This window comes from Collinsella phocaeensis (assembly GCF_900119895.1).
Classification (GTDB): Bacteria; Actinomycetota; Coriobacteriia; order Coriobacteriales; family Coriobacteriaceae; genus Collinsella; species Collinsella phocaeensis.
In genome coordinates this window covers 1,192,802-1,214,423 of record NZ_FQLR01000004.1, presented here as the reverse complement: position 1 = coordinate 1,214,423, position 21,622 = coordinate 1,192,802, and the positions used below count along the sequence as shown (strand labels likewise).

Sequence of the window (21,622 nt, the reverse complement as noted above, 5' to 3'; positions counted from 1 at the left end):
GACTGCCCGACGCATGCGCGCCGCATTCGCAGGGCCCCACGGTTCCGGGGCGCCTGTATTTTGCGCACCGCGCGAGCGCGTCTCGGTTTTCCGATGGGCTGGACGCCCATCGGTGCCGTTCGAAATGTGGATTGGTGCGGTGGGATGCCTGAGCAGCGAGCTTTCAGTATAGAATGATTGAGTTTGACCGTACCGTTCTTCCGAACCAGGAGTCGCAATCGATGAGCGCTGACTATCCCACCATGACAACCGCCGAGATCCGTTCGGCTTATCTCAACTTCTTCAAGGAGAAGGGCTGCAAGCTCTACCCGAGTTCCTCGCTCGTTCCCGACGACCCCTCGCTGCTGCTCGCCAACGCCGGCATGAACCAGTTCAAGGAGTACTACCAGGGCAAGAAGACGATGAAGGAGATCGGTGCCTGCTCGTGCCAGAAGTGCGTGCGCACCAACGATATCGACATCATCGGCGCCGACGGGCGCCACGCCTCGTTCTTCGAGATGCTCGGCAACTTCGCCTTCGGCGGCGTCACCAAGGAGCAGGCTTGCGCCTGGGCCTACGAGCTCATCACCGAGGTGTTCAAGCTCCCGAAGGAGCGCCTGCACTTCACCGTTTTCACCGACGATGACGAGACGCACGACGTGTGGCGCGACCTGGGCGTCGCCGAGGACCATATCACGCGCCTCGGCGAGGACGACAACTTCTGGGCCGCCGGCCCCACCGGCCCCTGCGGCCCCTGCTCCGAGATCTACTTCGATCTCGGTGAGGAAGTGGGCTGCGGCCGCGAGGGCTGCGCGCCGGGCTGCGACTGCGATCGCTTCCTGGAGTTCTGGAACCTCGTTTTCACGCAGTTCGATCGCCAGGAGGACGGCTCCATGCCCGAGCTGCCCCATCGCAACCTCGATACCGGCATGGGTCTCGAGCGCATGGCCGCGATCATGCAGCACAAGAGCTCGTTTTTCGACGGCGACGTCATGCAGAGCCTCATCAAGCTCGGCGAGGAGATCTCCGGCGCGACGTACGTCGATGACGACTATAGCGGCGCCTCCCGCAGCCTCCGCATCATCGCCGACCACGCCCGCTCGGTGAACTTCCTGATCTCCGACGGCGTCCTGCCCGGCAACGAGGGGCGCGGTTACGTCCTGCGCCGCCTGCTCCGCCGCGCCGTCTTCCACGGCCGCCTTCTGGGCATCGAGGACGCCTTCCTGGGCCGTTTCATCGATGCCGTCAACGACGTCATGGGCGAGGCCTACCCCAACCTCATCGAGAACGCCGCGCTGGTCAAAGGCATCGTGAGCGCCGAGGAGGAGCGTTTCTCCAACACGCTCAACAACGGTCGCGTCTACCTTGACGAGCAGCTTGCCGCCCTGGCGGCGGGCGAGCAGCTTCCCGGCAAGGCCGCGTTCATGCTGCACGACACCTTCGGGTTCCCCATCGACCTCACGGTCGAGATCGCCGAGGGCGCGGGCCACGCGGTCGATATCGAGGGCTTCGATGCCGAGATGGCCGAGCAGAAGGCTCGCGCCCGCGCCGCCGCGAAGGGCGATGCCTGGGGCTCCTTCAACGATGTCTGGACCGAGCTGTCCGACGAGCTTCCCGCCACCGAGTTCATGGGCTATGACCACGAGAGCGTCGAGGGCGCCCGCGTTCTCGCCATCGTGGTCGACGGTGCGCGCGTGAAGACCGCCGAGGGCGGCGTCGACGTCCAGGTCGTGCTCGACCGCACCCCGTTCTATGCCGAGATGGGCGGCCAGAAGGGCGATCGCGGCCTGATCGATTCCGATAGCGGGCAGGTCCTCGTGCGCGACACCGTCTCCAAGGGCGGGCTGTACGTCCACGAGGGAACGCTTTCCGGCACGCTTTCCGAGGGCGATACCGTTTTCGCCGGCTACGACCTCGAGCGCCGCGCCCTCGTCCGTCGCAACCACACGGCGACGCACCTGCTCGACGCCGCCCTCAAGGAGGTCCTCGGCGACCATGTGAACCAGGCCGGCTCGCTTGTCGCGCACGACTACCTCCGTTTCGACTTCACGCATTTCGAGGCTCTGAGCTCCGATCAGATCAAGGCGGTCGAGCGCCTGGTCAACCGCGAGATCCTCGCCGCGAAGCCTGTCGTGACCCGCGTCATGGGCATCGAGGAGGCCAAGGCGTCCGGAGCCGTCGCGCTGTTCGGCGAGAAGTACGGCGACGTCGTCCGCGTCGTGTCGGTCGGCGAGGAGGACCGGCCCTTCTCCCGCGAGCTCTGCGGCGGAACGCATGCTGCCAACACCGCCGAGCTCGGTCTGTTCAAGATCATCTCCGAGTCCTCCACGGGTTCCAACATCCGCCGCATCGAGGCCGCGACGAGCGCCGGAGCCATCGAGTGGCTCGAGAACCGCGCCGCCCTCGCCGAGCAGGCTGCGGGTGCGCTCAAGTGCCGCATCGACGAGGTTCCGGCCCGCATCGCGTCACTTCAGGCCGATGTGCGCGAAGTCAACCAGAAGCTCAAGGCCGCGCTCACCGGCGCCAGCTCCGATGCCATCTCCTCCGCTATCGAGGGCGCGCTCGATGCCGACGGCTACAAGCTCGTCCTCGCCCAGCTTTCAGGCCTTGAGGGCTCCGAGCTCCGCAACGTTTGGGACACCATCCGCCAGAAGGTCTCAGGTCCCGTCGCCTGCGTGGTCGCCACGGTGACCGAAAAGGGCACACCTGCGCTTCTGGCCGCCGCTACCGACGACGCGGTCTCCGCGGGATTCAAGGCCGGCGACGTCATCAAGGAGATCTCCGCGCATGTCGGCGGGCGTGGCGGCGGCAAGCCCACCATGGCCCAGGCCGGCGGCAAGGATGCATCCGGCATCCCTGCGGCCCTTGACGCCGCTCGAGCCCTGCTCGGCCTCTAGGGGCCGGCATGGTCGCGCTTGCGCTTGACATCGGGCAGACCCGCATCGGCATCGCTGCGTCCGATAGCGCCGGACGCGTAGCGATGCCGGTGAAGGTCCTGCCCGCCGATGAGGTCCTCGCCCATGCGCGAAGTTTCCGCATGGTCCTCGAGGACTATGAGCCCGACGTCCTCGTGTGCGGGCGTCCTCGGACGCTCGCCGGCGAGGACGGCCCCCAGGCCGAGCGCGTCGTCAGCCAGGCGCGCTCCATCGCGGAGCGCTGCGAGTTGCCGCTCGAGCTCGTCGACGAGCGCCTGTCCTCCTCCGAGGCCAAGCGCATCCTGCGGGAGCAGGGGTTGTCGGAGCGCCAGATGCGCGGCAAGGTCGATATGATCGCCGCCTCGCTTTTCTTGCAGGCGTGGCTCGATGCCCGTACGAGAAAGGACGACGACCGTGAGTAACCGCCCAGACGACGGTTTCAGCCGCCGCTCCACGGGGTCCGGTGACCGTCCCGCCGGCACCCGCTTTCGTGATGACTCCGTGCAGGCGCAGCGCCGGCCCGTTGCGCGTTCCGCGAGATCCGGCGCCCATTGCGCGCCCGGGAGCGCCCATCGGGCCGCCCGTCCGGTCCCCGCGGCGACTCGGTCGAGCTACAGCTCCTCGGCTTCTCGCCGAGCTCGCCCTTCGCGACGCTCCCTCGCCGGTCCCGCGGCCGTCGCGGTCGCCGTCATCGCGCTCATCGCCGTCGCGGTCTTCGCGTTCCCCGTCGTGAAGGGTCTCTTGTTTCCCTCCTCTTCCGCCGAGGCCGGTCTCGAGGTCGAGGTCACGATTCCCGAGGGCGCATCGGGAGACGCCATCGCCTCCCTGCTTGCTGAGAACCATGTCATCGATAATCCCAAAGATTACTATGCCGCTGTCACCAAGCTCGGCGCCGAGTCTTCCCTCAAGCCCGGTTCCTATATCCTGTATACCCTGCAGGACCCCGAGGACGTTGTCCGTCAGCTCGTGGAAGGCCCCAACGCCGATACGTTGACCCTCACCATCCAAGAGGGGCTTACGGTCGCGCAGACGGCTCAACGCGTCGAGGAGACCTACGGCATCCCCGCGGACGAGTTCCTTGCGCAGGCCAAGGCTTCCGCCTACGCCGCCGAGTACCCGTTCCTCTCGGGCGCCTACGAGGATTCTCTTGAGGGGTATCTGTACCCCAAGACCTATAACCTGGGCGAGTCGCCCACGGTCGATCAGATCATTCGCGCCTGCCTTGATCAGTTCGAGGTCGAGACCGCTTCGCTCGATCTCGATGCCAGGCCTCAGGGCCTGACCGCCCAACAGGTCGTGACCATGGCGTCGCTCATCGAGCGCGAGACGGCCGTGGCCGACGAGCGCCCGCTCGTGGCGAGCGTCATCTGCAATCGCCTCGCCCTCGATATGCCGTTGCAGATCGATGCCGCGATCGTCTATGCGCGCGGCGGCGGCAATCAGGGGGTCACCTACGCCGATCTCGAGATCGATTCGCCGTACAACGTCTACGAGCATCTCGGCCTGACGCCCGGGCCCATCTGCAGCCCCTCGATCTCCGCGATCGAGGCCGCCCTTGCCCCGGCGCAGACCGATTACCTCTACTACGTCGCCTCCGCCGCCGGTGACGGAAGCCACCGGTTCACCGCTGATTACGAGGAGTTCGAGCAGTTCAGTCAGGAGTATTCGGAGTCCCTTTCATGAGTTTTTTCTCACCGACACGCTACGTCTCGTGCGTCGAGCGCATCGACCTCGACGAGCTCTGGGTGCGCGGCAAGCGCGCGATCCTGCTCGATCGGGACAATACGCTCGTTCCGCGCGACCGCTCCTGCGCGCCCGATGCCGTCTTGGCATGGCTCGACCGGGCGCGCACGCTCGGCTTCGAGCTCATCATGGTGTCCAACAACTGGCATAAGGATCAGGTCGAGCGCTCTGCGCGCGAACTCGGGATGGACTTCATCCTGTTCGCCTGCAAGCCGCTTCCGTTTGCCATACGTGCGGGCATGCGGAGGCTCGGTGCGCGCGCGCACGAGTCCGTCATGATCGGAGACCAGCTCTACACGGATGTCTGGGGAGGCAACCTGGCGGGCGTGGACACCGTGCTCGTGAAGCCGCAGACGACGGTGGACCTCTGGTACACGCAGATCTTCCGGATCTTCGAGCGCCGCGCGCTCCGCGGCCTGCCCTGCGAGGAGTAGCGTCTATGGCCTCGTCGATCAAACGCGGCTGCGACCATATCTTCTTCATCGGGTTTCTCGGTGCCGGCAAGTCGACGCTCGCGCGCAACCTGGGACGCATGTTCCGTCGCCCTTTCGTCGACACCGATCGCATGGTGGAGCGAGAGAAGGGCATGAGCGTCACCAAGATCTTCCAGCGCGAAGGCGAGCCCGCCTTCAGGGAGCTTGAGACCGAGGCGCTCCGCTCTCTCATGGGGGAGCGCAGCCTGCTCGTCTCCTGCGGCGGGGGAATCGTCGAGATGCCGCAGAACATCGAGCTCATGCACGAGATGGGCTGGTGCGTCTACCTCGATGGGGATTTCGATGACTCCCTGCGCCAGATTCGCCGTGCCGACACGCGTCCCGATTTTCGCTCGAAGCGCCATGCCGCTCGGCTCTACGAGCATCGCCGTCCTCTGTACCGCGCCGCCGCCGACATCACCGTCGACATTCGCGGCCGTTCGTTTACCGAGGTGTCCTATACCTGTGCCGAGATATTGTTGGAGCGTGGATTGCTATGACCATTCGTCGCCAACTCGTCAACTTCGGAAGCACCTGCACCGATTTCCGCTTGGGGTCGGGCCTGCTCGACGAACTCCCCCGTATTCTCAAGAACGTGGTGGGCTCTCCTAAGCGCGCGCATGCGATCGTGTCGCCGGGTACCGATGCGCGCGTCCGCGTGGCGGTTCGCCGCGCGCTCGCCGACGCCGGGTTCTCGATCACGCTGACGGAGTCCGACGACCCGTCTATGGACGCTGCGCTCGCCGCCATGCGGGATCTGTCTTCTGCCGGCATCACCTCCGATGACCTCATCCTCGGGGTCGGCCAGACCGCCGCGTGCTCCCTTGCCATCTGGTGCTCCCGCTCGTGGTGCGCTGGCACCGCGTGCGTCTTGGTCCCCACCTCGCTCGACGGCATGGCTTCGCTCGCGACGGGCATGGTGCCCCTCTCGTGCGGAGAGGCTCCGGGGTGCGTGAGCATCCAGCCCCGCGTCGACATGGTCGCGTGCGATCTCGACCTCGTCGCCGACGGAGACGTCGAGCAGCTCGGGCTCGGGTACACCGTCATCGTGCGCAGCGCCCTGTCCGAGAGCCGTCGCGTGTGGGACAAGCTCGCCGAGAACATCGATCGGATGCTCGAGGGCGACCCCATCGCCCTGATCGACCTGCTCTGCATGTGTCAGACCTCGCGCTCGGGATCGATCAAATCCTCGAGCCCGTCGGCGCGCAGCGCCCTCGCCTTCGGCCTCACGACCGCCGCCGCCCTGAAGGGGCTCATGGGGCCCGAGGCCCCCTGGTATCTGTGCGTCGCAGAGGGCATGCGCTTCGAGGCGCGCGTCGCCCACGATGCGTTCGGTCTCGACCCCGAGGTCATCTTCGACCAGGACGATGCCTTCGAGGCGCTCGGCATCGGCGAGCTCACGTTCGACTTCGAGCCCGACGATCTTGTCGGGGCGCTTCGCGCCGAGCGGTTCCGCAGCTCGAACCGCTTCATGCTGCCGTTGCCCAAGTTTCCCGGCACGGTCAGGCTCACCACGGTCGACGATGATGTCCTCGAGCGCCATGCCGCCGCATTCGTCGCCGCCCGCAGGGCGTGATTGGGATATGCTGTAGGCCGTATGGCGAATAGAAAGGAAGAGCCATGACCCAAGATCTCACCGGCCCCGCCGGCCGCATCGCACGCGTTCGCTCGTTGATGGATGAGCGCGGCTACGACGCCGTGGTCGTTCGCGACGAGGCGAACCTCCGCTGGCTGACTGGCGCTAAGGGCGTGTTCGATTACACCGGGGAGTATCCCCATGCTGCCGTCATCACCCGTGACGCCTGCTTTCTCCACACCGACTCGAGGTACTTCAACTCCTTCGAGGAGAACCTTCCGTCGGGCCACCCCTGGAAGGTCGATATGGACGGCCACGATATCCCGGGCTGGGTCGCCGCCAGAGCCCGCGATGCGCGCTGCCGCGTGATGGCGGTCGAGGACGACATGCAGATCGGGTTCTTCCGCGCCCTCGAGCGCGCCCTCGAGGACCTGTCCGTGAGCGTCGCGCTGCCGCTCATGCATGAGGACCTGCAGATCATGCGCGCCGTCAAGGATGCCGAGGAGATCGAGCTCATGCGGCGCGCGCAGGAGATCACCGACGCCGCCTTCCAGCACATGCTGGGCGTCTTGCGTCCGGGCATGACCGAGAAGCAGGCGCGGACCGAACTCGAGAACTTCATGTTCGAGCACGGCGCCGACGGCCTCGCCTTCGGCTCCATCGTCGCCTCCGGGCCCAATACGGCCAACCCGCATGCGATACCGAGCGACCGGGTCATCGAGAAGGGCGACTTCGTCCTCATGGATTACGGCGCGTCCTTCTGCGACTACCGCAGCGACATGACCCGCACGGTCGTCATGGGCGAGCCCACCGACGAGCAGCGCGCCCTCTACGACCTCGTCCGCCATACGCACGAGGAGTGCGTCAAGGCGATCCATGCGGGCGTTGACGGGCACGACATCCACATGCTTTCCCGTAAGATCATCGGAGATGCCGGGTATGGCGCCTATTATGATCACGGCCTGGGCCACGGCGTCGGCATCGATATCCACGAGCGCCCCGTCTTCGGCCGCACGAGCAACACCGTCGAGGCCGGTGCCGTCATCACGGTGGAGCCCGGCGTCTACCTGCCCGGTGTCGGCGGCGTCCGCCTCGAGGACTTCGGCGTCGTCACCCCGGATGGCTATGAGCCCTTCACGAAGAGCACCCATGAGCTCCAGGTCGTGCCCTGTTAAGCCCCTTGCGTCCCATGCGGCCGCATCTTGTGGTTAAGCCTTGTGGAGATTAAATAGGTCTGTACATGTGCGTTAACTGTGCTAATATCGCTACTTGCGCATATCGCACCAGATAGATAGTTCTTGTAAGGAAGGTCATCATGCCAGTACCTAAGCAGAAGAAGGGCCGCGGCGCCGTCCACACCCGTCGTTCCGCCAACATGAAGATCGACGCCCCCGCCCGTTCCGTGTGCCCGCGTTGCGGTGCCGTCAAGCTCCCGCACCACGTGTGCGGCAACTGCGGTTTCTATAAGGACCGCGAGGTCATCGTCACCGAGTAGCGTAGAGCTTCCCGTTTGTAAGACCGCCTGTCCGCGTGCGAGCGCGCCCGACAAGCAACCGCATGGCCGGCTCGAGGAGTCGGCCATTTTTCTATGGATGGGGGAGACCCTCATGAAGCACGTAACGATCTGCGTCGACGTCATGGGCGGCGACGAGCCGGCCGAGGTGGTGCTCGCCGGCATCGATGCGGCGATTTCCGCCGATCCGGACCTCATCGTCCTGGCCGTGGGCCCCGAAGAGGTCGTGTGCCCCTTCGCCGCCGAGCGTGATCGCGTCGAGCCCCTGGTCGCTCCCGATGTCATCACGATGGAGGACGACCCCATCACGGCGGTCATGCGTAAGCGCAAATCCTCTATCGTCATCGGGTGCCGTGCCGTCAAGCGCGGCAACGCGGACGGGTTCTTTTCCGCCGGCGCCACCGGCGCCGTCACCGCTGCGGCCACGGCCTACGTCACCCCGTTCAAATATGAAGAGGACGGAGAGCGCCGCCCCATCCGCCCTTGCATCGTCAACGCGCTGCCCAATCGGCTCGGCGGCGAGACCGTCCTGTGCGACATGGGGGCCAACCCCGATGTCGAGCCCGGCGACATGGTCCGCTTCGCCCAGATGGGATCCACCTACGCGCGGATCGTCCTCGGCATCGCGGCGCCCCGCGTCGGCCTGCTCTCCAACGGCACCGAGGATTCGAAGGGGTCTCACTTCACCAAGTCATGCTTCGAGCCCATGCGGCAGTCGGTTCCCGGATTCGTCGGCAACTGCGAGGGCGGCGACCTCACGTCGGGGGCCTTCGATGTGGTCGTAGCCGACGGCTTTTCGGGCAACATCGCGCTCAAATCCACGGAGGGCGCCGCGAAGTTCCTCATGGCTGAGCTCAAGGGCATGCTGTCATGCGGTCCTGCCTCCAAGCTCGCCGCGCTCATCCTGCGCGGGCGCTTGCGCGAGCTCAAGGCAAAGCTCTCCGGTGATGCCCGGGGCGGTGCCGTCCTCCTCGGCCTTCGGGGCGTCGTGCTCATCGGTCACGGGGCAACGTCGGCCGAAGCGGTGAAGAACGGCACGCTGGCCGCCGCCGAGGCGGCTCGGAGCAACCTGGTCGAGATGCTTGCGGCCTCGATGGACAACATCGTCCGCTGATGCCCGCGCCGCATCCATAGGGTAAAATCTTCAAGCGTATGGCGCGGACGCACGGGTCCGCGATGATTGAAAGGAGCGCCGCCATGGAGCGTGCCGATATCTTCAACAAGGTATGCGAGATTGCGTCCGACGTCCTCGGTGTCGCTGCGGAGGATGTGACCGAGGAGACGACGTTCGACACCCTCGACGCCGATTCCCTTGACCGCTTGCAGCTCGTGACCGCCATGGAGGATGAGTTCGACCTCGAGCTTCCCGACGACCAGCTCGAGTCGATCAATTCCGTGGCCGACGCCGTCAACGCCCTCGCTGCCGCCCTGGAGGCGTAAGGCGTGGCCCTGTCCGATAAGCTTTCCCGCGCAGAGGCGATCTGCGGCCACGAGTTCTCAGACCACTCGCTGCTCCGCTCCGCCATCACGCATCCCTCCGCCGTCGAGGGCCAGCCTGTCTCGGCCTCGTACGAGCGCCTCGAGTTCCTGGGCGATTCCATCCTCGGGTCCATCGTCGCGCTGTCTTTGTTCAGGTCCTATCCCCAGTTCGATGAGGGCAAGCTCACCCGCCTCAAGGTCTCGCTCGTCTCGGGCATGACCCTGTCCGACGTCGGCCTCGAGCTCGGGATCGACAAATGCATCATCTTCGGCTCCTCCGAGATGGGGACCGGTGCACGAGGCCTGCATTCGGCGCTCGAGAACGTGTACGAGTCGCTTGTGGGCGCGCTCTATCTCGATGCCGGCTGGGACGCCGCCGAAGCGTTCGTCCTGCGTACGCTCAAGCCCCATCTTGCGACCGAGCGCGCGGAGCATCCCACGAACCCCAAGTCCTACCTCCAGGAATGCGTCCAGCGCGACCACATGGAGGCACCCGCCTACAAGCTCGTCGACACGACCGGTCCCGCCCATGAGCCGACGTTCACGGCGGTCACGCTCGTCGACGGCGTGCGACGGGGCCGGGGAAGCGGGTCCTCTAAAAAAGAGGCCGAGGCGGCCGCCGCGCTCGATGCGCTTGAGCGCATGGGCTATACGCACAACGGCGTCGTCCTCAAGCGGAAGCTCAAGTAGCCAAGGAGCCAGCCGTGTACCTCAAGTCCCTCACCCTCAAAGGCTTCAAGTCCTTCGCGGACCGCGCCCATATGACGTTCGAGCCCGGTCTCACGGTCATCGTGGGGCCGAACGGCTCGGGCAAGTCGAACGTCTCCGACGCCATCCTCTGGGTGCTCGGTGAGCAGTCTGCGAAGCAGCTGCGCGGTCAGGCCATGGAGGACGTCATCTTTTCCGGCTCTTCCGCCCGCAAGCCCGTGGGTGTTGCCGAGGTCACGCTCGTGCTCGACAACTCGGACCACGTCCTGCCCGTCGATTTCAACGAAGTGGCCATCACCCGGCGAATGTACCGATCGGGGGAGAGCGAGTACCTCATCAACTCGAGCCCGTGCAGGCTCATGGACATCCAGGACATCCTGCACGATTCAGGCATGGGCAAGGACACGCATTCGATCATCTCCCAGGGCAAGCTCGACGCGATCCTCCAGAGCCGGCCCGAGGAGCGGCGCAGCCTCATCGAGGAGGCCGCGGGAATCTCCAAGCACAAGCGCCGCAAGGAGCGCGCCCTGCGCAAGATCGCGTCCATGGACGAGCATCTCACGCGAGCTCGCGACATCAATCGCGAGATAGCCCGCCAGCTTCGCCCTCTCGAGCGCCAGGTCGACCGCGCTCGCAAGCATCGCGAGCTCACGGCCCGCGCCAACGAGTTGACCCAGATCCTCGCCGTCGACGAGCTGAGGCGCCTCCAGGCGGCGTGGTCCGACCTCGAGATCCGCGGCAAGGAGGCCGAGGCGGGCTCGGAGCTCGCGCGGTACCGGTTGTCCGAGAAGGAGCGCGAACTCGAGAAGCTCCAGGTCATGCTTGAGGAAAAAGGCCTGTTCGTCGGAGACCTGGGCGAGCAGCGCCGCCATATGCAGGATGTCGTCGGCCGCATCGGCTCGGATATGCGCCTGCTCGAGGAGAAGGGGCGCAACATGGTCGCGCGCCTCTCCGAGATGCGGGGAACGCTGTCGGGGTCGGAGCATCAGCGCCGCCGCGTCGTCGAGGAGCTCGACGACCTGCGAGCCCGATTGGACGACGCGCGCGCCGCCGCCGAGGTCGCCCGCGCGGACGTTGAGAAGGCGGAGCCGGCGAGCGACGATCTCCATGCCCGGCGCGTCGACTTGGATGAGCAGCTGCGGGCGCTCACGCGGGACATGCGGGAGCAGCGCTCGGTTGCCGATTCTTGCGCGCTCGACTACGTGAAGGTCAAGGAGGCCTTGTCGAACGCCGAGCTCGAGGACTCCATGTACGCCTCCCGGCTCGAGCAGATAGACGCTCAGGCGGAAGAGGTCGCGGCGTCCCTCGAGAGCCGTCGCGACCGCGCCGACGAGGTCGAGGAGCTGCTCGCCGACGCGCGCGCCCAACGCGATGACATGCAGGAGGCCATCAAGGCCGCGCGCGACGCCCAGGATGCCCGCCGCGCCCAGGAGGGCGAGGCGCGCGGGAGGCTGTCGGATGTTCGCAGCGAGCTTTCCAGCCTCGAGCGCCTCGACGAGCGCGCCGCCGACGCCTCGCCGCTCGCCGCCCAGATTTCGCGCGGCCGCGCCGAGGACGTCCTCGCGCGCCTCGGCGACGTCATCGAGGCGCCATCCGAGCTCGAGTCCCTCGTGGAGCATCTGCTCGGCGCCGATATCGACGCCCTCCTCGTCGCGGGCGACGAGGAGCTGGCCCGGCTCGGAGCCTACGCCCAGGGTCTCGACGCCACCGGGCAGGCGCTGCTCCTGTCCTGCTCCTCCGAGCGTTCCCCCGAGGTTCCCGCCGCGGGGTATCGGCTCGTGGAGCGCCTGCGCGTGCGCGACGGGTATGCGCAGGCCGTCGCGGCACTGCTCGGAGGCGTGTACGTCGTCGATTCCGTAGGCGACGCCGTCGCCGCCCCCAGGTTCCCCGGCGTCGTCTACGTCACGCCCGATGGCGCCCGGGTGGCGGGGCCCACGGTCCGCATCGGCAGCTTGGGCGATGCCGCCGACGGCGTCCTTGAGCGCAAGCGCCGCATCCGCGAGCTCGAGGAGCTCGAGCCTGAGCTCTCGTGCCTGTTCGACACCGCTGCCCAGCGCGCGGAGGAGGCCGCTGCCGCGCTCGCGGACGCTCGGGCCAAGGATTCTGAGGCCGCCGGAGAGATCGCGCGCCTTGAGGGCGAGCGCCGCTCGCTGCTGTCCGAGATCGGGCGTCTCGAGCAGAGCCTTTCGAAGGCCCAGGCCGAGCGCACCCAGGTCGCGCGCCGTCGCTCCCAGGCTGCCGAGTCCGTCCGGGACGCGCAGCCCCAGCTCGAGGAGTTGGCGAGCGCCCGGGATGCGGCGTCGGCCGAGGTCGAGCGCATCTCCCGCAAGGTCGACGAGGTGAACGACGAGCTCGAGCGCGTCCGCGTCCAGGATGCGGAGGCTGCGGGCAAGCTGAGCGACGCGAAGGTTCGCCTGGCGCAGGCCGCCGAACGCATCCGCAGTCTCTCCGCTCGCGCCCCCGAGCTCGAGCGCCGGCTCGAGGGCCTCGACCGCCGCATCCGCGCGACGAGTCAGGCCGCCCGTTCGCTCGAGGTGCTGCGCCTTCGGGTCGATCCCTTGCACGATCGGTACCAGGCGCTCTCGGAGCGCGCCATGGATTGGGCTGCGCGCCTGCGCGACCAGGCGTCGATCGAGGAGGCCGACTCCGCTTCGCTCAAGCGGACCATCGAAGACGCCCGTGGCCAGGTCGAATCCGCCAGGCGGGAGGTCGAGTGCGCCGCCGCCGCGGTGAACGAGGCGAAAGTCGAGCGCGGCAAGCTCGAGGTGCAGGTGGAAAATGCCGTCTCGGCCATCACTGCCGACGGAACCACCGTGCTTGAGGAGGCGTTGGCCCTTCCGGCCCCTTCGGACCGCGCCGCCTGCGAGCGCGAGCTCTCCGAGCTTGTTCGCAAGATCAACAACCTTGGTCCCGTGAACCAGGTGGCGTTCGAGGAGTACGAGCGGTTGCGTGAGCGGGCAGACTATATCTCAGCTCAGCTCGCCGACCTCGAGGGCGCTCGCGCCGCGCTGACGAAGATCACCGCGGCGATCGACCGAAAGATGCGCGCATCCTTCATCTCGACCTTCCAGAAGGTGGACGCCAACTTCCGGGAGGTGTTCGAGATGCTGTTCCCCGGCGGCTCGGCCCACTTGGAGATGACCGATCCCGACCATCCCGCCGATACCGGGATCGAGGTCGTCGCCCAGCCCCGCGGCAAGCGCATCACCAAGATGATGCTCATGAGCGGCGGCGAGAAGAGCCTCACGGCGCTCGCGCTTCTGTTTGCCGTGTACCGTACCCGTACCGTGCCGTTCTACGTGCTCGACGAGGTCGAGGCCGCACTCGACGACTCCAACCTCTCGAAGCTGATCGGCGCAATCGACGTCCTGCGTCGCAGCACGCAGCTCCTAGTCATCTCGCACCAGCGGCGCACCATGGAGGACGCCGACGTGCTCTACGGCGTGTCCATGCAGGCCGACGGCGTCAGCCGCGTCGTCAGCCAGCGCTTGGACCGCGAAACCGGAAAGGTCGTGAATGCATAATGGGTCTGTTCGTTTCCCTCAAGCGCGGGCTGGAGCGCAGCCGCGAGGCCCTGAACGAGGTCTTCTACTTCGGCGGCGACGTCGATGAGGATTTCTGGGAGGACCTCGAGGACACGCTCGTCATGGGAGACATGGGCGCCGACATCGCCTGCTCGGTCACGGACGACCTCCGCGACGAGGCCGCCCGCAAGAACCTGACGACCGCCCCGCAGCTCCGCCGTGCGCTCGCGGCCCGACTGGCACAGGAGTTCGTCGAGCCCGGCTCAGACTTCTTCTGCGACACCCCCAGCTGCGTGCTCTTCGTCGGCATCAACGGCGCCGGCAAGACCACCACGGTCGGCAAGATCGCGAGCGACATGGCGCACCGCGGCAAGCGCGTGGTGATCGGCAGCGCGGACACCTTCCGCGCCGCCGCCATCGAGCAGCTCGACGTGTGGGGATCCCGCGCCGGTGTGCCCGTGATCAAGCGCGAGCGCGGGGCCGACCCCGCGAGCGTTTGCTACGACGTCCTGGACGAAGCCGACCGGGCGGGAAGCGACCTCGTCCTGATCGATACGGCTGGGCGCCTGCATACGTCCGCCGACCTCATGCGCGAGCTCGCCAAGGTCGTGAACGTCACGCGCAAGCGCGCCGCCCAGATGCAGGCGGGCCCCATGGCGGTCCACGTCGTGCTCGTCATCGATGCCGGCACGGGCCAGAACGGCCTCAGCCAGGCGCTCGAGTTCAACGACGCGCTCGGTCTCGACGGCATCATCATGACCAAGCTCGACGGCACGGCGAAAGGCGGCATCGCGCTCGCGGTGGCGAGCCGGCTCAAGCTCCCGATCCTGCGCATCGGGGTGGGCGAGCAGGTCGATGACCTCCAGGCCTTCGATCCCGAGGACTTCGCCCGCGCCCTCGTGGGCGAATAGGGCCCGTCCCCTCAGGACGTCACCAGCACACCCGGCCGCGCCGGCTTCGTCCCGGCGCGCGCCTTCATGAATAAAGGAGAGTTCACATGGCAGCTTTCGGATCCCTGTCCGATCGGCTCAACGATACCTTCGACCGCCTGCGCGGGAAGGGCAAGCTCACCGAGGCCGACATCACGAGCGCGATGCGCGATATCCGCATGGCGCTGCTGGAGGCCGACGTCAACTTCAAGGTCGTCAAGGATTTCGTCGCCAAGACGAAGGAGCGCTGCCTCACCGCCGAGGTCATGGACTCCCTGACCCCTGCGCAAAACGTCGTCAAGATCGTGCTGGACGAGCTCATCTCCCTGCTCGGCGCGAGCGAGAGCAAGCTCGTCTTCTCCAGCCGCATCCCCAACGTCATCATGCTCGTCGGCCTCCAGGGCTCGGGTAAGACGACCGCCGCGGCGAAGCTCGCGTACATGCTCAAGAAGCAGGGCAGAAGCCCGATGCTCGCCGCATGCGACGTGTACCGCCCCGCCGCTGCCGACCAGCTCGCCACGCTCGGCGGCGAGATCGGCGTCCCGGTCTTTCGCGGCGACGGCGCCCATCCCGTCGAGATCGCCCGCGGCGCCATCCGGGAGGCCGTCGACAACCTGCGCGACGTGGTCATCGTCGATACCGCCGGCCGACTCCAGATCGATGAGCAGATGATGCAGGAGGCCGTCGACATCAAGCGCGCGGTCAAGCCCGACCAGGTGCTCATGGTCGTCGACGCCATGACGGGCCAGGACATCGTGAACGTCGTCTCCACGTTCGCCGAGCGCACCGAGTTCGACGGCGTCATCATCTCCAAGCTCGACGGCGACGCGCGCGGCGGCGGAGCGCTCTCGGTCCGCGCGGTCACCGGCAAGCCCATCAAGTTCGTCTCGATGGGCGAGAAGCCCGACTCGCTCGAGACGTTCGATCCCGAGCGCATGGCCAAGCGCATCCTCGGCATGGGCGACGTCGTCGGCATCATCGAGAAGGCCCAGGAGGCCGCCGACGCCGAGCAGATCGAGGCAGCCCAGCGCATGCTGCGCGACGGCCTCACCATGAACGACATGCTCGACCAGTTTCGCATGATCAAGAAGATGGGCGGCGCCAAGGGCATCCTCGGCATGCTCGGAAGCCGGGTCACGCGCCAGATGGGCAACCTCGACAACCTCGACGAGGGCGTCTTCGATCGCTGCGAAGCCATGATCAACTCCATGACCGCCGAGGAGCGCGCCCGCCCGTCGATCATCAACGGCCAGCGCCGCGCTCGCATCGCTCGCGGTTCGGGCACCACGCCGGCCGACGTCAACCTCCTCATGAAGCAGTGGGGAGAGATGAACAAGGTGATGGGGAAGATGCGCTCGATGCAGCAGCAGGCCGCTGCGGGCAAGAAGGGCAAGAAGGGGAAGAAGGGCCGCATGCCCGGAATCCCCGGCCTCGGCAACATGCCCGGCATGGGCGGTATGCCCGGCATGGGGGGCGCGAACCCCTTCGGGGGGTCCGAGATGGACATGCTGCGCGAGATGGAGCGCCAGATGCGCAAATAGCGTCCGTCCCGTCGACGCAGACTGCGATGCGCCGCGGCGCCCGGCCAGCCTCGTGCGGCCGGGCGCCGCTTATTTTGAGCCCGCGCGACAGGGAAGCGCAACGGGCAGTTCGACCCTGGTGAGGAACTCCTCCTCGACCGACGTGTCGCGGTTGTCCACCGCGTAGATCTCGAAGGGGTCGCCGACGACGTTCAGGGCATGCTCGTCGGCATAGCGGAGCATGCGGTTCAGGATGGTGCCGTTCTGCTGATAGCTGCCTCTATACCAGTAGGTGAGATAGGGGCCCGCCGACAGCTCGAAATCGCATGCCACGGCGTCGTCGGGTAGGACGAAGAAGACCGCTTCGTAGATGTTCGTCTTTCCGGAGCACAGGTCCTCGGTGGACAGGAAAGCCCCGATGGCGAGGGTGCCCAGGTGGGGGATCTCGTCTTCATGCCGCTTGTGAAGCCGCTGGATCGCGAAGTCCATCTCCTCGTCTCGCTCGAGGCGCGCGGCGAGCTCCACGCACCGTCGGGCCGGATGGTGCACGAGCGAGAACCCACCCGTCTTTTGCGCCTGCGCACGCTCGATGCCCTCGAGCCGCTCGCGCATCGTCCGCTTTCGCTCCTGAAGCTCCTCGATGCGCTGGTCCACGAGCTCGATCTCGCGCCCGATCAGGCGCACCGTGCCCTCGACCGTCTGGTCGTCGACGTAGTCCTTGATCTGCTGCATGGGGACGTCGAGCCGGCGGAGCTCCTTGATGAGCGCGATACGGCACATGTCCTCGAGCGCGTAGGTCCGGTAGCCGTTGACCTCGCGCCGCGGGCTCAAGATCCCGATGCGCTCGTAATACCGCAGCGAATCTATCCCGATACCGAAAAGCTTCGCGATCTCCCCGATTCGATAGCTTCGCTTCGGCCGTTCGCTCATCGTCACCATCTCTCCATCAAAGGCGCTTGACCCTGGTACGGTACTAGAGTTTAGCGTAGATGACGAGCAAAAGGAGCGTTGGAAAGGAAGCGTGCATCATGGGTCGTCTCGTCTGCAAACTCCGCTCTTGGAGCCTCGGCGCAGGCAGGCGCGTTGCGGTCATAGCCGTTGGCGCCGGCGTCGCCACGTTCGGCATCCACAACATCCATCAGGTGGTGGGCATCACCGAGGGCGGCGCGATCGGCGCCCTGCTGCTCGCTGGCCACTGGTTCGGGATTCCCGCCTCGATCGCCGCCCCGCTCGTCGACATCGCCTGCTACGCGCTCGCGTTCCGCGTGCTCGGCGGCGCGTTTCTCGGGTGGTCGCTCGTGTGCTCCGCCATCGTGTCGGCGTTCTATTCCCTGTGGGAGCACCTTCCCTACATGCTCCCCGACCTCACGGCCCATCCGCTGACGGCCGCCGTGCTCGGTGGGGCGTTCGTGGGCTTAGGGGTGGGCGTCATCGTCCGCCAAGGGGCCTCGTCGGGCGGTGACGACGCCCTCGCGCTCTCCATCGAGCGCCTGAGCGGGTGGCGCCTGAGCGCCTGCTACCTCATCTCGGACGTCACCGTCCTCTTTCTCTCCCTGAGCTACATCCCGCTGACGCGCATCGCGTTCTCGCTGGTGACGGTCTTCATCTCGTCTGCGCTCATCGAGGCGGTCTCATCGTGGGGCGTCGAGCCGCAAGGGGAGGCGGGGCGGGAGGCCGCGGTGGAGCGTTCCTGAATCGCCCGAGTGGGAGCCTCCTGTCGCGCCCCGTGCCGTACAATGGGTCCTCGATACACCTATCTAGGCAAGGAGCGCGCATGAGCAAGGCAGACGAGCTGTTCGTGTCTATGTGCCGCGGCATCCTCGACCACGGCACCACGACTGAGGGGGAGCTCGTCCGTCCTCATTGGGAGGACGGCATCCCCGCCTACACCATCAAGGGCTTCGGAGTCACCAACCGCTACGACCTTCGGGAGGAGTTTCCCGCGCTGACGCTTCGCCGCACGGCCCTCAAGTCCGCCATGGACGAGATCCTTTGGATATACCAGAAGAAGTCGAACAACATCAACGACCTCAAGAGCCATATCTGGGACCAGTGGGCCGATGAGTCGGGGTCCATCGGGAAGGCCTACGGATACCAGATCGCGCAGAAGTCGCACTACAAGGAGGGCGACTTCGACCAGATGGACCGCGTGCTGTTCGACCTCACCCACACGCCGTACTCGCGTCGCATCATGACGAACATGTACACGTTCTCCGACCTCTGCGAGATGCACCTGTATCCATGCGCCTATTCGGTCACGTACAACGTGACCGCGGAACCCGGGTGCGATAAGCCCGTCCTCAACATGGTGCTCATGCAGCGGAGCCAGGACATCCTCGCGGCGAACAACTGGAACGTCTGCCAGTATGCGATCCTGCTCATGATGGTCGCCCGCCACTGCGATATGGTCGCCGGTGAGCTACTGCACGTGATCGTCGACGCGCACATCTACGACCGCCATGTCGACATCGTGCGCGAGCTCATCGAGCGGCCCCAGTTCCCGGCGCCCAGGGTCTCCCTTAACCCCGAAGTCACCAATTTCTACGATTTCACGACCGACGACCTCGTCGTCGAGGGATACGAGCACGGCCCCCAGGTCAAGAACATCCCTATCGCGGTGTAGGTGGTTGCGTTGACGTGCACATTGAAAGCGATCGTCGCGGTCTGCGACGACTGGGGTATCGGGCGCGATGGCGACATGGTGGTTTCCAACCGCGCCGACATGCGCCATTTCGTCGCATGCACCAAGGGGCACCCCGTCATCATGGGTCGCAAGACGCTCGAGAGCTTCCCCGGCGGGAAGCCGCTGAAGGACCGCCGGAATATCGTCCTCACGAGCGACGCGTCGTTCTCCCGCGAAGGGATCGAGACCGTCCATTCGATAGACGAGGCGCTCGCCGCCGTCTGCGACGAGGACGTCGCCTGGGTGATCGGCGGGGGAGCGGTCTATCGGCAGCTCCTGCCGCATTGCGTCGAGGCGGAGGTCACGCACAACCACGTGACGCATGCTGTCGACACCTTCTTTCCCAACCTCGACGAGGACCCGGATTGGCTCGCCGTCGATCGGCAAGGCGAGTGCGTCGTGGGCGAGGGCCAGGGCGACGCCGGTCTTCGCTACGAGTTCGTGACATATCGACGGTCCGGCCGCGAACGCGACGATGTCCGCCCGGGGCTGCTCAAGTTCCTGGATACCGCCTCCGATATCGCCATCGTCGCGTCCGAGCTGCTCTAGGCTGCCTGCGGGACGCCGAGGGCGCACGACTGGACGAGGGACATATAATCTGCAACCAGGAAGGACATACCATGCAGTTCACCATGGCGCACACCGAGATTCACGTACTTGACCTCGAAGCCTCGCTCGCGTTTTACGAGAAGGCGCTCGGTCTGGTCCCCGTGCGGGAGAAGGGGCCCGAAGACGGCTCTTGGAAGCTCGTCTTCCTGGGTGACGGCGTAAGCCCTCATCAGCTCGAGCTGACATGGAACGAGGGGCGGACCGAGCCGTACAACCAGGGCGGCCGCGACATCCACCTCGCATTCGCCGTCGACGACATGGAGGCTGCGCACGATCTGCATGCCTCCATGGGCTGCATCGCCAAGGAGAACCCCTCCATGGGCATCTACTTCATCACCGACCCGGACGGGTTCTACATCGAGATCATCCCCGCCCGCTAGGGCGCGAGGGGCCGGGCGTCCCCGGCACGCATGAAGGGCATCTGCATGAAGACCATGATTCTGTACCGTTCCAAGCACCACGGGAACACGAAGAAGCTCGTGGACGCGGTCACCGCCGCGTTTCCCGAGGTCGAGTCCATCGACGTGGCGACGCTCGGGAAGAACGAGTATCCCGACCTATCCGACTATCCGCTCGTCGGGGTCGCATCCGGCATCTATTACGGCAAGATCGACGCCGACCTCTCGCGGGTTCTCTCCAACGTGCTGCACGAGGGCCAGCAGGTCTTCGCGCTCATGACCTACGGCGGCCAGGACAAATGGTACGGCAAGGACATCGATGCCCTCTGCCGCATGCAGCGCGCGAACTTCATCACGTCGTACGGATGCCTCGGGTTCGACACCTGGGGCCCGTACAAGCTCATGGGCGGCGTCCAGAAGGGGCACCCGACGGACGAGGAGATCCAGGGAGCCGTCGACCATTACCAGCGCCTCATGGATGAGTACGAGGACATCTTCCTCGAGCAGCACGAGCAGTACAAGAGGCGTGCGGCCTGGGCGGCGGCGCACCCTGCAGGCGGGCTGCTCGCCGACGTCAAGCGGACCGTCAAGAAGATCGTCGGGCCCCGTGCGGGCTCCAAGGGTTCCGCTGAGGACAGCGATGAGTAGCCACGAGCCCTCCGTCCTGCGGATCGACTCGCTCGACGACCCCCGCCTGTACGCATATACCCGCCTGACCGAACGCGAGCTCCGCTGCGTGCTCGAGCCCGAGCGCGGGATCTTCATCGCCGAGAGCGCGAAGGTCATCGAGCGTGCGGTCCGTGCGGGTCTGGTTCCCGAGAGCTTCCTGCTGGGGGAGCGCTGGCTCGATCAGCTACTCCCGCTCCTTCGGGAGGTTTCAGCCGCGAACCCCGGACTCGACATCCCGGTGTTCGTCGCCCCCATGGACCTCATGGAGACGCTGTGCGGGTTCAAGGTGACGCGCGGGGCGCTCGCGGCGTTTCACCGCCCGCCCATGCCCGATCCGGCCGCATTCCTCGATGCGCTCATCGAGCGCGGCGCGGGGAGACCCGTCCGCGTCTGCGTCCTCGAAGGCATCGTCGACCACACCAACGTGGGAGCGATCTTTCGCAGCGCCGCGGCGCTCAACGTGGACGGCATCCTGGTCAGCCCGACGTGCTGCGACCCGTTGTACCGCCGCTCCGTGCGCGTCAGCATGGGCACGGTCTTCCAGGTCCCCTGGTGCCGGATCGGCCGCGACGCCGCCTCCTGGCCCCATGACGGGCTGGCGGTGCTGCACGGCGCCGGGTTCACCTGCGCCGCCATGGCGCTCGCCGACGACTCGGTCTCCCTGGACGAGCCCTCGCTGAAGGCGATCGACAGGCTCGCGCTCTTCATGGGCACGGAGGGATCCGGTCTCTCGCCGGCGACCATCGCCGGGTGCGACAGGACCGTCCGCATCCCCATGGCCCACGGTGTCGACTCGCTGAATGTCGCGGCGGCGAGCGCCGTCGCGTTCTGGCAGCTCTGCCCCCATGTCGACAACGGCTACACCTATCGGCCCGGCATGTTCGCGTAAGCGACTCGTCTGCCA

Annotated in this window: 21 protein-coding genes; 20 read left to right on the top strand and 1 reads right to left on the bottom strand. The window is 66.4% G+C overall.

The features are described from left to right. The first annotated feature begins 221 nt into the window (after window positions 1-221). The 14 genes from alaS (at window position 222) to ffh (ending at window position 16,380) form a co-directional block, all read left to right on the top strand. Window positions 222-2,876, top strand: a complete 2,655-nt coding sequence (gene alaS, locus BQ7355_RS07340; protein WP_072415592.1) for an alanine--tRNA ligase — start codon at window positions 222-224, stop codon at window positions 2,874-2,876. An 8-nt stretch (window positions 2,877-2,884) separates the two neighbouring features. Beyond that, the gene (gene ruvX, locus BQ7355_RS07335; protein ID WP_072415591.1) at window positions 2,885-3,316 is read left to right on the top strand and encodes a Holliday junction resolvase RuvX; all 432 of its coding nucleotides are present in this window, start codon (window positions 2,885-2,887) and stop codon (window positions 3,314-3,316) included. Next, window positions 3,309-4,577, top strand: coding sequence for an endolytic transglycosylase MltG (gene mltG, locus BQ7355_RS07330; RefSeq protein WP_240307347.1), 1,269 nt, complete (start codon window positions 3,309-3,311; stop codon window positions 4,575-4,577). The genes ruvX and mltG overlap by 8 nt, the downstream gene beginning before the upstream one ends. Then, on the top strand, window positions 4,574-5,071 hold the full coding sequence (locus BQ7355_RS07325) for a YqeG family HAD IIIA-type phosphatase (protein WP_072415590.1): 498 nt from the start codon (window positions 4,574-4,576) through the stop codon (window positions 5,069-5,071). Before mltG ends, BQ7355_RS07325 begins: the two co-directional genes overlap by 4 nt. Before the next feature lie 5 nt (window positions 5,072-5,076). Further along, complete coding sequence (locus BQ7355_RS07320) at window positions 5,077-5,610, top strand: shikimate kinase (protein WP_072415589.1); 534 nt, start codon at window positions 5,077-5,079, stop codon at window positions 5,608-5,610. Continuing rightward, window positions 5,607-6,686: a dehydroquinate synthase/iron-containing alcohol dehydrogenase family protein gene (locus BQ7355_RS07315; protein WP_072415588.1), complete on the top strand. Its 1,080-nt coding sequence runs from the start codon at window positions 5,607-5,609 to the stop codon at window positions 6,684-6,686. The genes BQ7355_RS07320 and BQ7355_RS07315 overlap by 4 nt, the downstream gene beginning before the upstream one ends. Before the next feature lie 44 nt (window positions 6,687-6,730). Then, on the top strand, window positions 6,731-7,861 hold the full coding sequence (locus tag BQ7355_RS07310; protein ID WP_072415587.1) for a M24 family metallopeptidase: 1,131 nt from the start codon (window positions 6,731-6,733) through the stop codon (window positions 7,859-7,861). A 140-nt stretch (window positions 7,862-8,001) separates the two neighbouring features. Beyond that, window positions 8,002-8,181, top strand: coding sequence for a 50S ribosomal protein L32 (rpmF, locus tag BQ7355_RS07305; RefSeq protein WP_072415586.1), 180 nt, complete (start codon window positions 8,002-8,004; stop codon window positions 8,179-8,181). A 112-nt stretch (window positions 8,182-8,293) separates the two neighbouring features. Next, a complete protein-coding gene (gene plsX, locus BQ7355_RS07300) occupies window positions 8,294-9,313 on the top strand; it encodes a phosphate acyltransferase PlsX (RefSeq protein ID WP_072415948.1) in 1,020 nt (339 codons plus the stop codon). A gap of 83 nt (window positions 9,314-9,396) precedes the next feature. Next, a complete protein-coding gene (locus tag BQ7355_RS07295; protein WP_072415585.1) occupies window positions 9,397-9,639 on the top strand; it encodes an acyl carrier protein in 243 nt (80 codons plus the stop codon). A gap of 3 nt (window positions 9,640-9,642) precedes the next feature. Continuing rightward, a complete protein-coding gene (gene rnc, locus BQ7355_RS07290; protein ID WP_072415584.1) occupies window positions 9,643-10,368 on the top strand; it encodes a ribonuclease III in 726 nt (241 codons plus the stop codon). Between the two features lie 14 nt (window positions 10,369-10,382). Next, complete coding sequence (gene smc / locus BQ7355_RS07285; protein WP_072415583.1) at window positions 10,383-13,910, top strand: chromosome segregation protein SMC; 3,528 nt, start codon at window positions 10,383-10,385, stop codon at window positions 13,908-13,910. Continuing rightward, on the top strand, window positions 13,910-14,821 hold the full coding sequence (gene ftsY / locus BQ7355_RS07280; RefSeq protein WP_072415582.1) for a signal recognition particle-docking protein FtsY: 912 nt from the start codon (window positions 13,910-13,912) through the stop codon (window positions 14,819-14,821). The genes smc and ftsY overlap by 1 nt, the downstream gene beginning before the upstream one ends. An 86-nt stretch (window positions 14,822-14,907) precedes the next feature. Beyond that, the gene (ffh, locus tag BQ7355_RS07275; protein ID WP_072415581.1) at window positions 14,908-16,380 is read left to right on the top strand and encodes a signal recognition particle protein; all 1,473 of its coding nucleotides are present in this window, start codon (window positions 14,908-14,910) and stop codon (window positions 16,378-16,380) included. 69 nt (window positions 16,381-16,449) lie between these two features. Here the strand turns inward: ffh and BQ7355_RS07270 are convergent, their stop codons facing one another. Continuing rightward, a complete protein-coding gene (locus tag BQ7355_RS07270) occupies window positions 16,450-17,289 on the bottom strand; it encodes a MerR family transcriptional regulator (RefSeq protein WP_072415947.1) in 840 nt (279 codons plus the stop codon). Window positions 17,290-17,387: 98 nt separating this feature from the next. Between BQ7355_RS07270 and BQ7355_RS07265 the strand changes: the two genes are divergently transcribed. From BQ7355_RS07265 to BQ7355_RS07240, 6 genes are all read left to right on the top strand, one after another. Then, window positions 17,388-18,053, top strand: coding sequence for a YitT family protein (locus BQ7355_RS07265; RefSeq protein ID WP_072415580.1), 666 nt, complete (start codon window positions 17,388-17,390; stop codon window positions 18,051-18,053). 80 nt (window positions 18,054-18,133) lie between these two features. Next, window positions 18,134-18,982, top strand: a complete 849-nt coding sequence (gene thyA / locus BQ7355_RS07260) for a thymidylate synthase (RefSeq protein ID WP_072415579.1) — start codon at window positions 18,134-18,136, stop codon at window positions 18,980-18,982. Between the two features lie 21 nt (window positions 18,983-19,003). Continuing rightward, window positions 19,004-19,591, top strand: coding sequence for a dihydrofolate reductase (locus BQ7355_RS07255; protein ID WP_083581638.1), 588 nt, complete (start codon window positions 19,004-19,006; stop codon window positions 19,589-19,591). Between the two features lie 71 nt (window positions 19,592-19,662). Then, entirely contained in the window at window positions 19,663-20,031 is a 369-nt protein-coding gene (locus BQ7355_RS07250; RefSeq protein WP_072415578.1) for a VOC family protein, read from the top strand. Window positions 20,032-20,076: 45 nt separating this feature from the next. Beyond that, window positions 20,077-20,697, top strand: coding sequence for a flavodoxin domain-containing protein (locus BQ7355_RS07245; protein WP_072415946.1), 621 nt, complete (start codon window positions 20,077-20,079; stop codon window positions 20,695-20,697). Beyond that, window positions 20,690-21,607 carry a TrmH family RNA methyltransferase gene (locus BQ7355_RS07240; RefSeq protein ID WP_072415577.1) on the top strand — a complete coding sequence of 306 codons (918 nt, stop codon included), beginning with the start codon at window positions 20,690-20,692 and terminating at the stop codon, window positions 21,605-21,607. The genes BQ7355_RS07245 and BQ7355_RS07240 overlap by 8 nt, the downstream gene beginning before the upstream one ends. Window positions 21,608-21,622 lie beyond the last annotated feature (15 nt).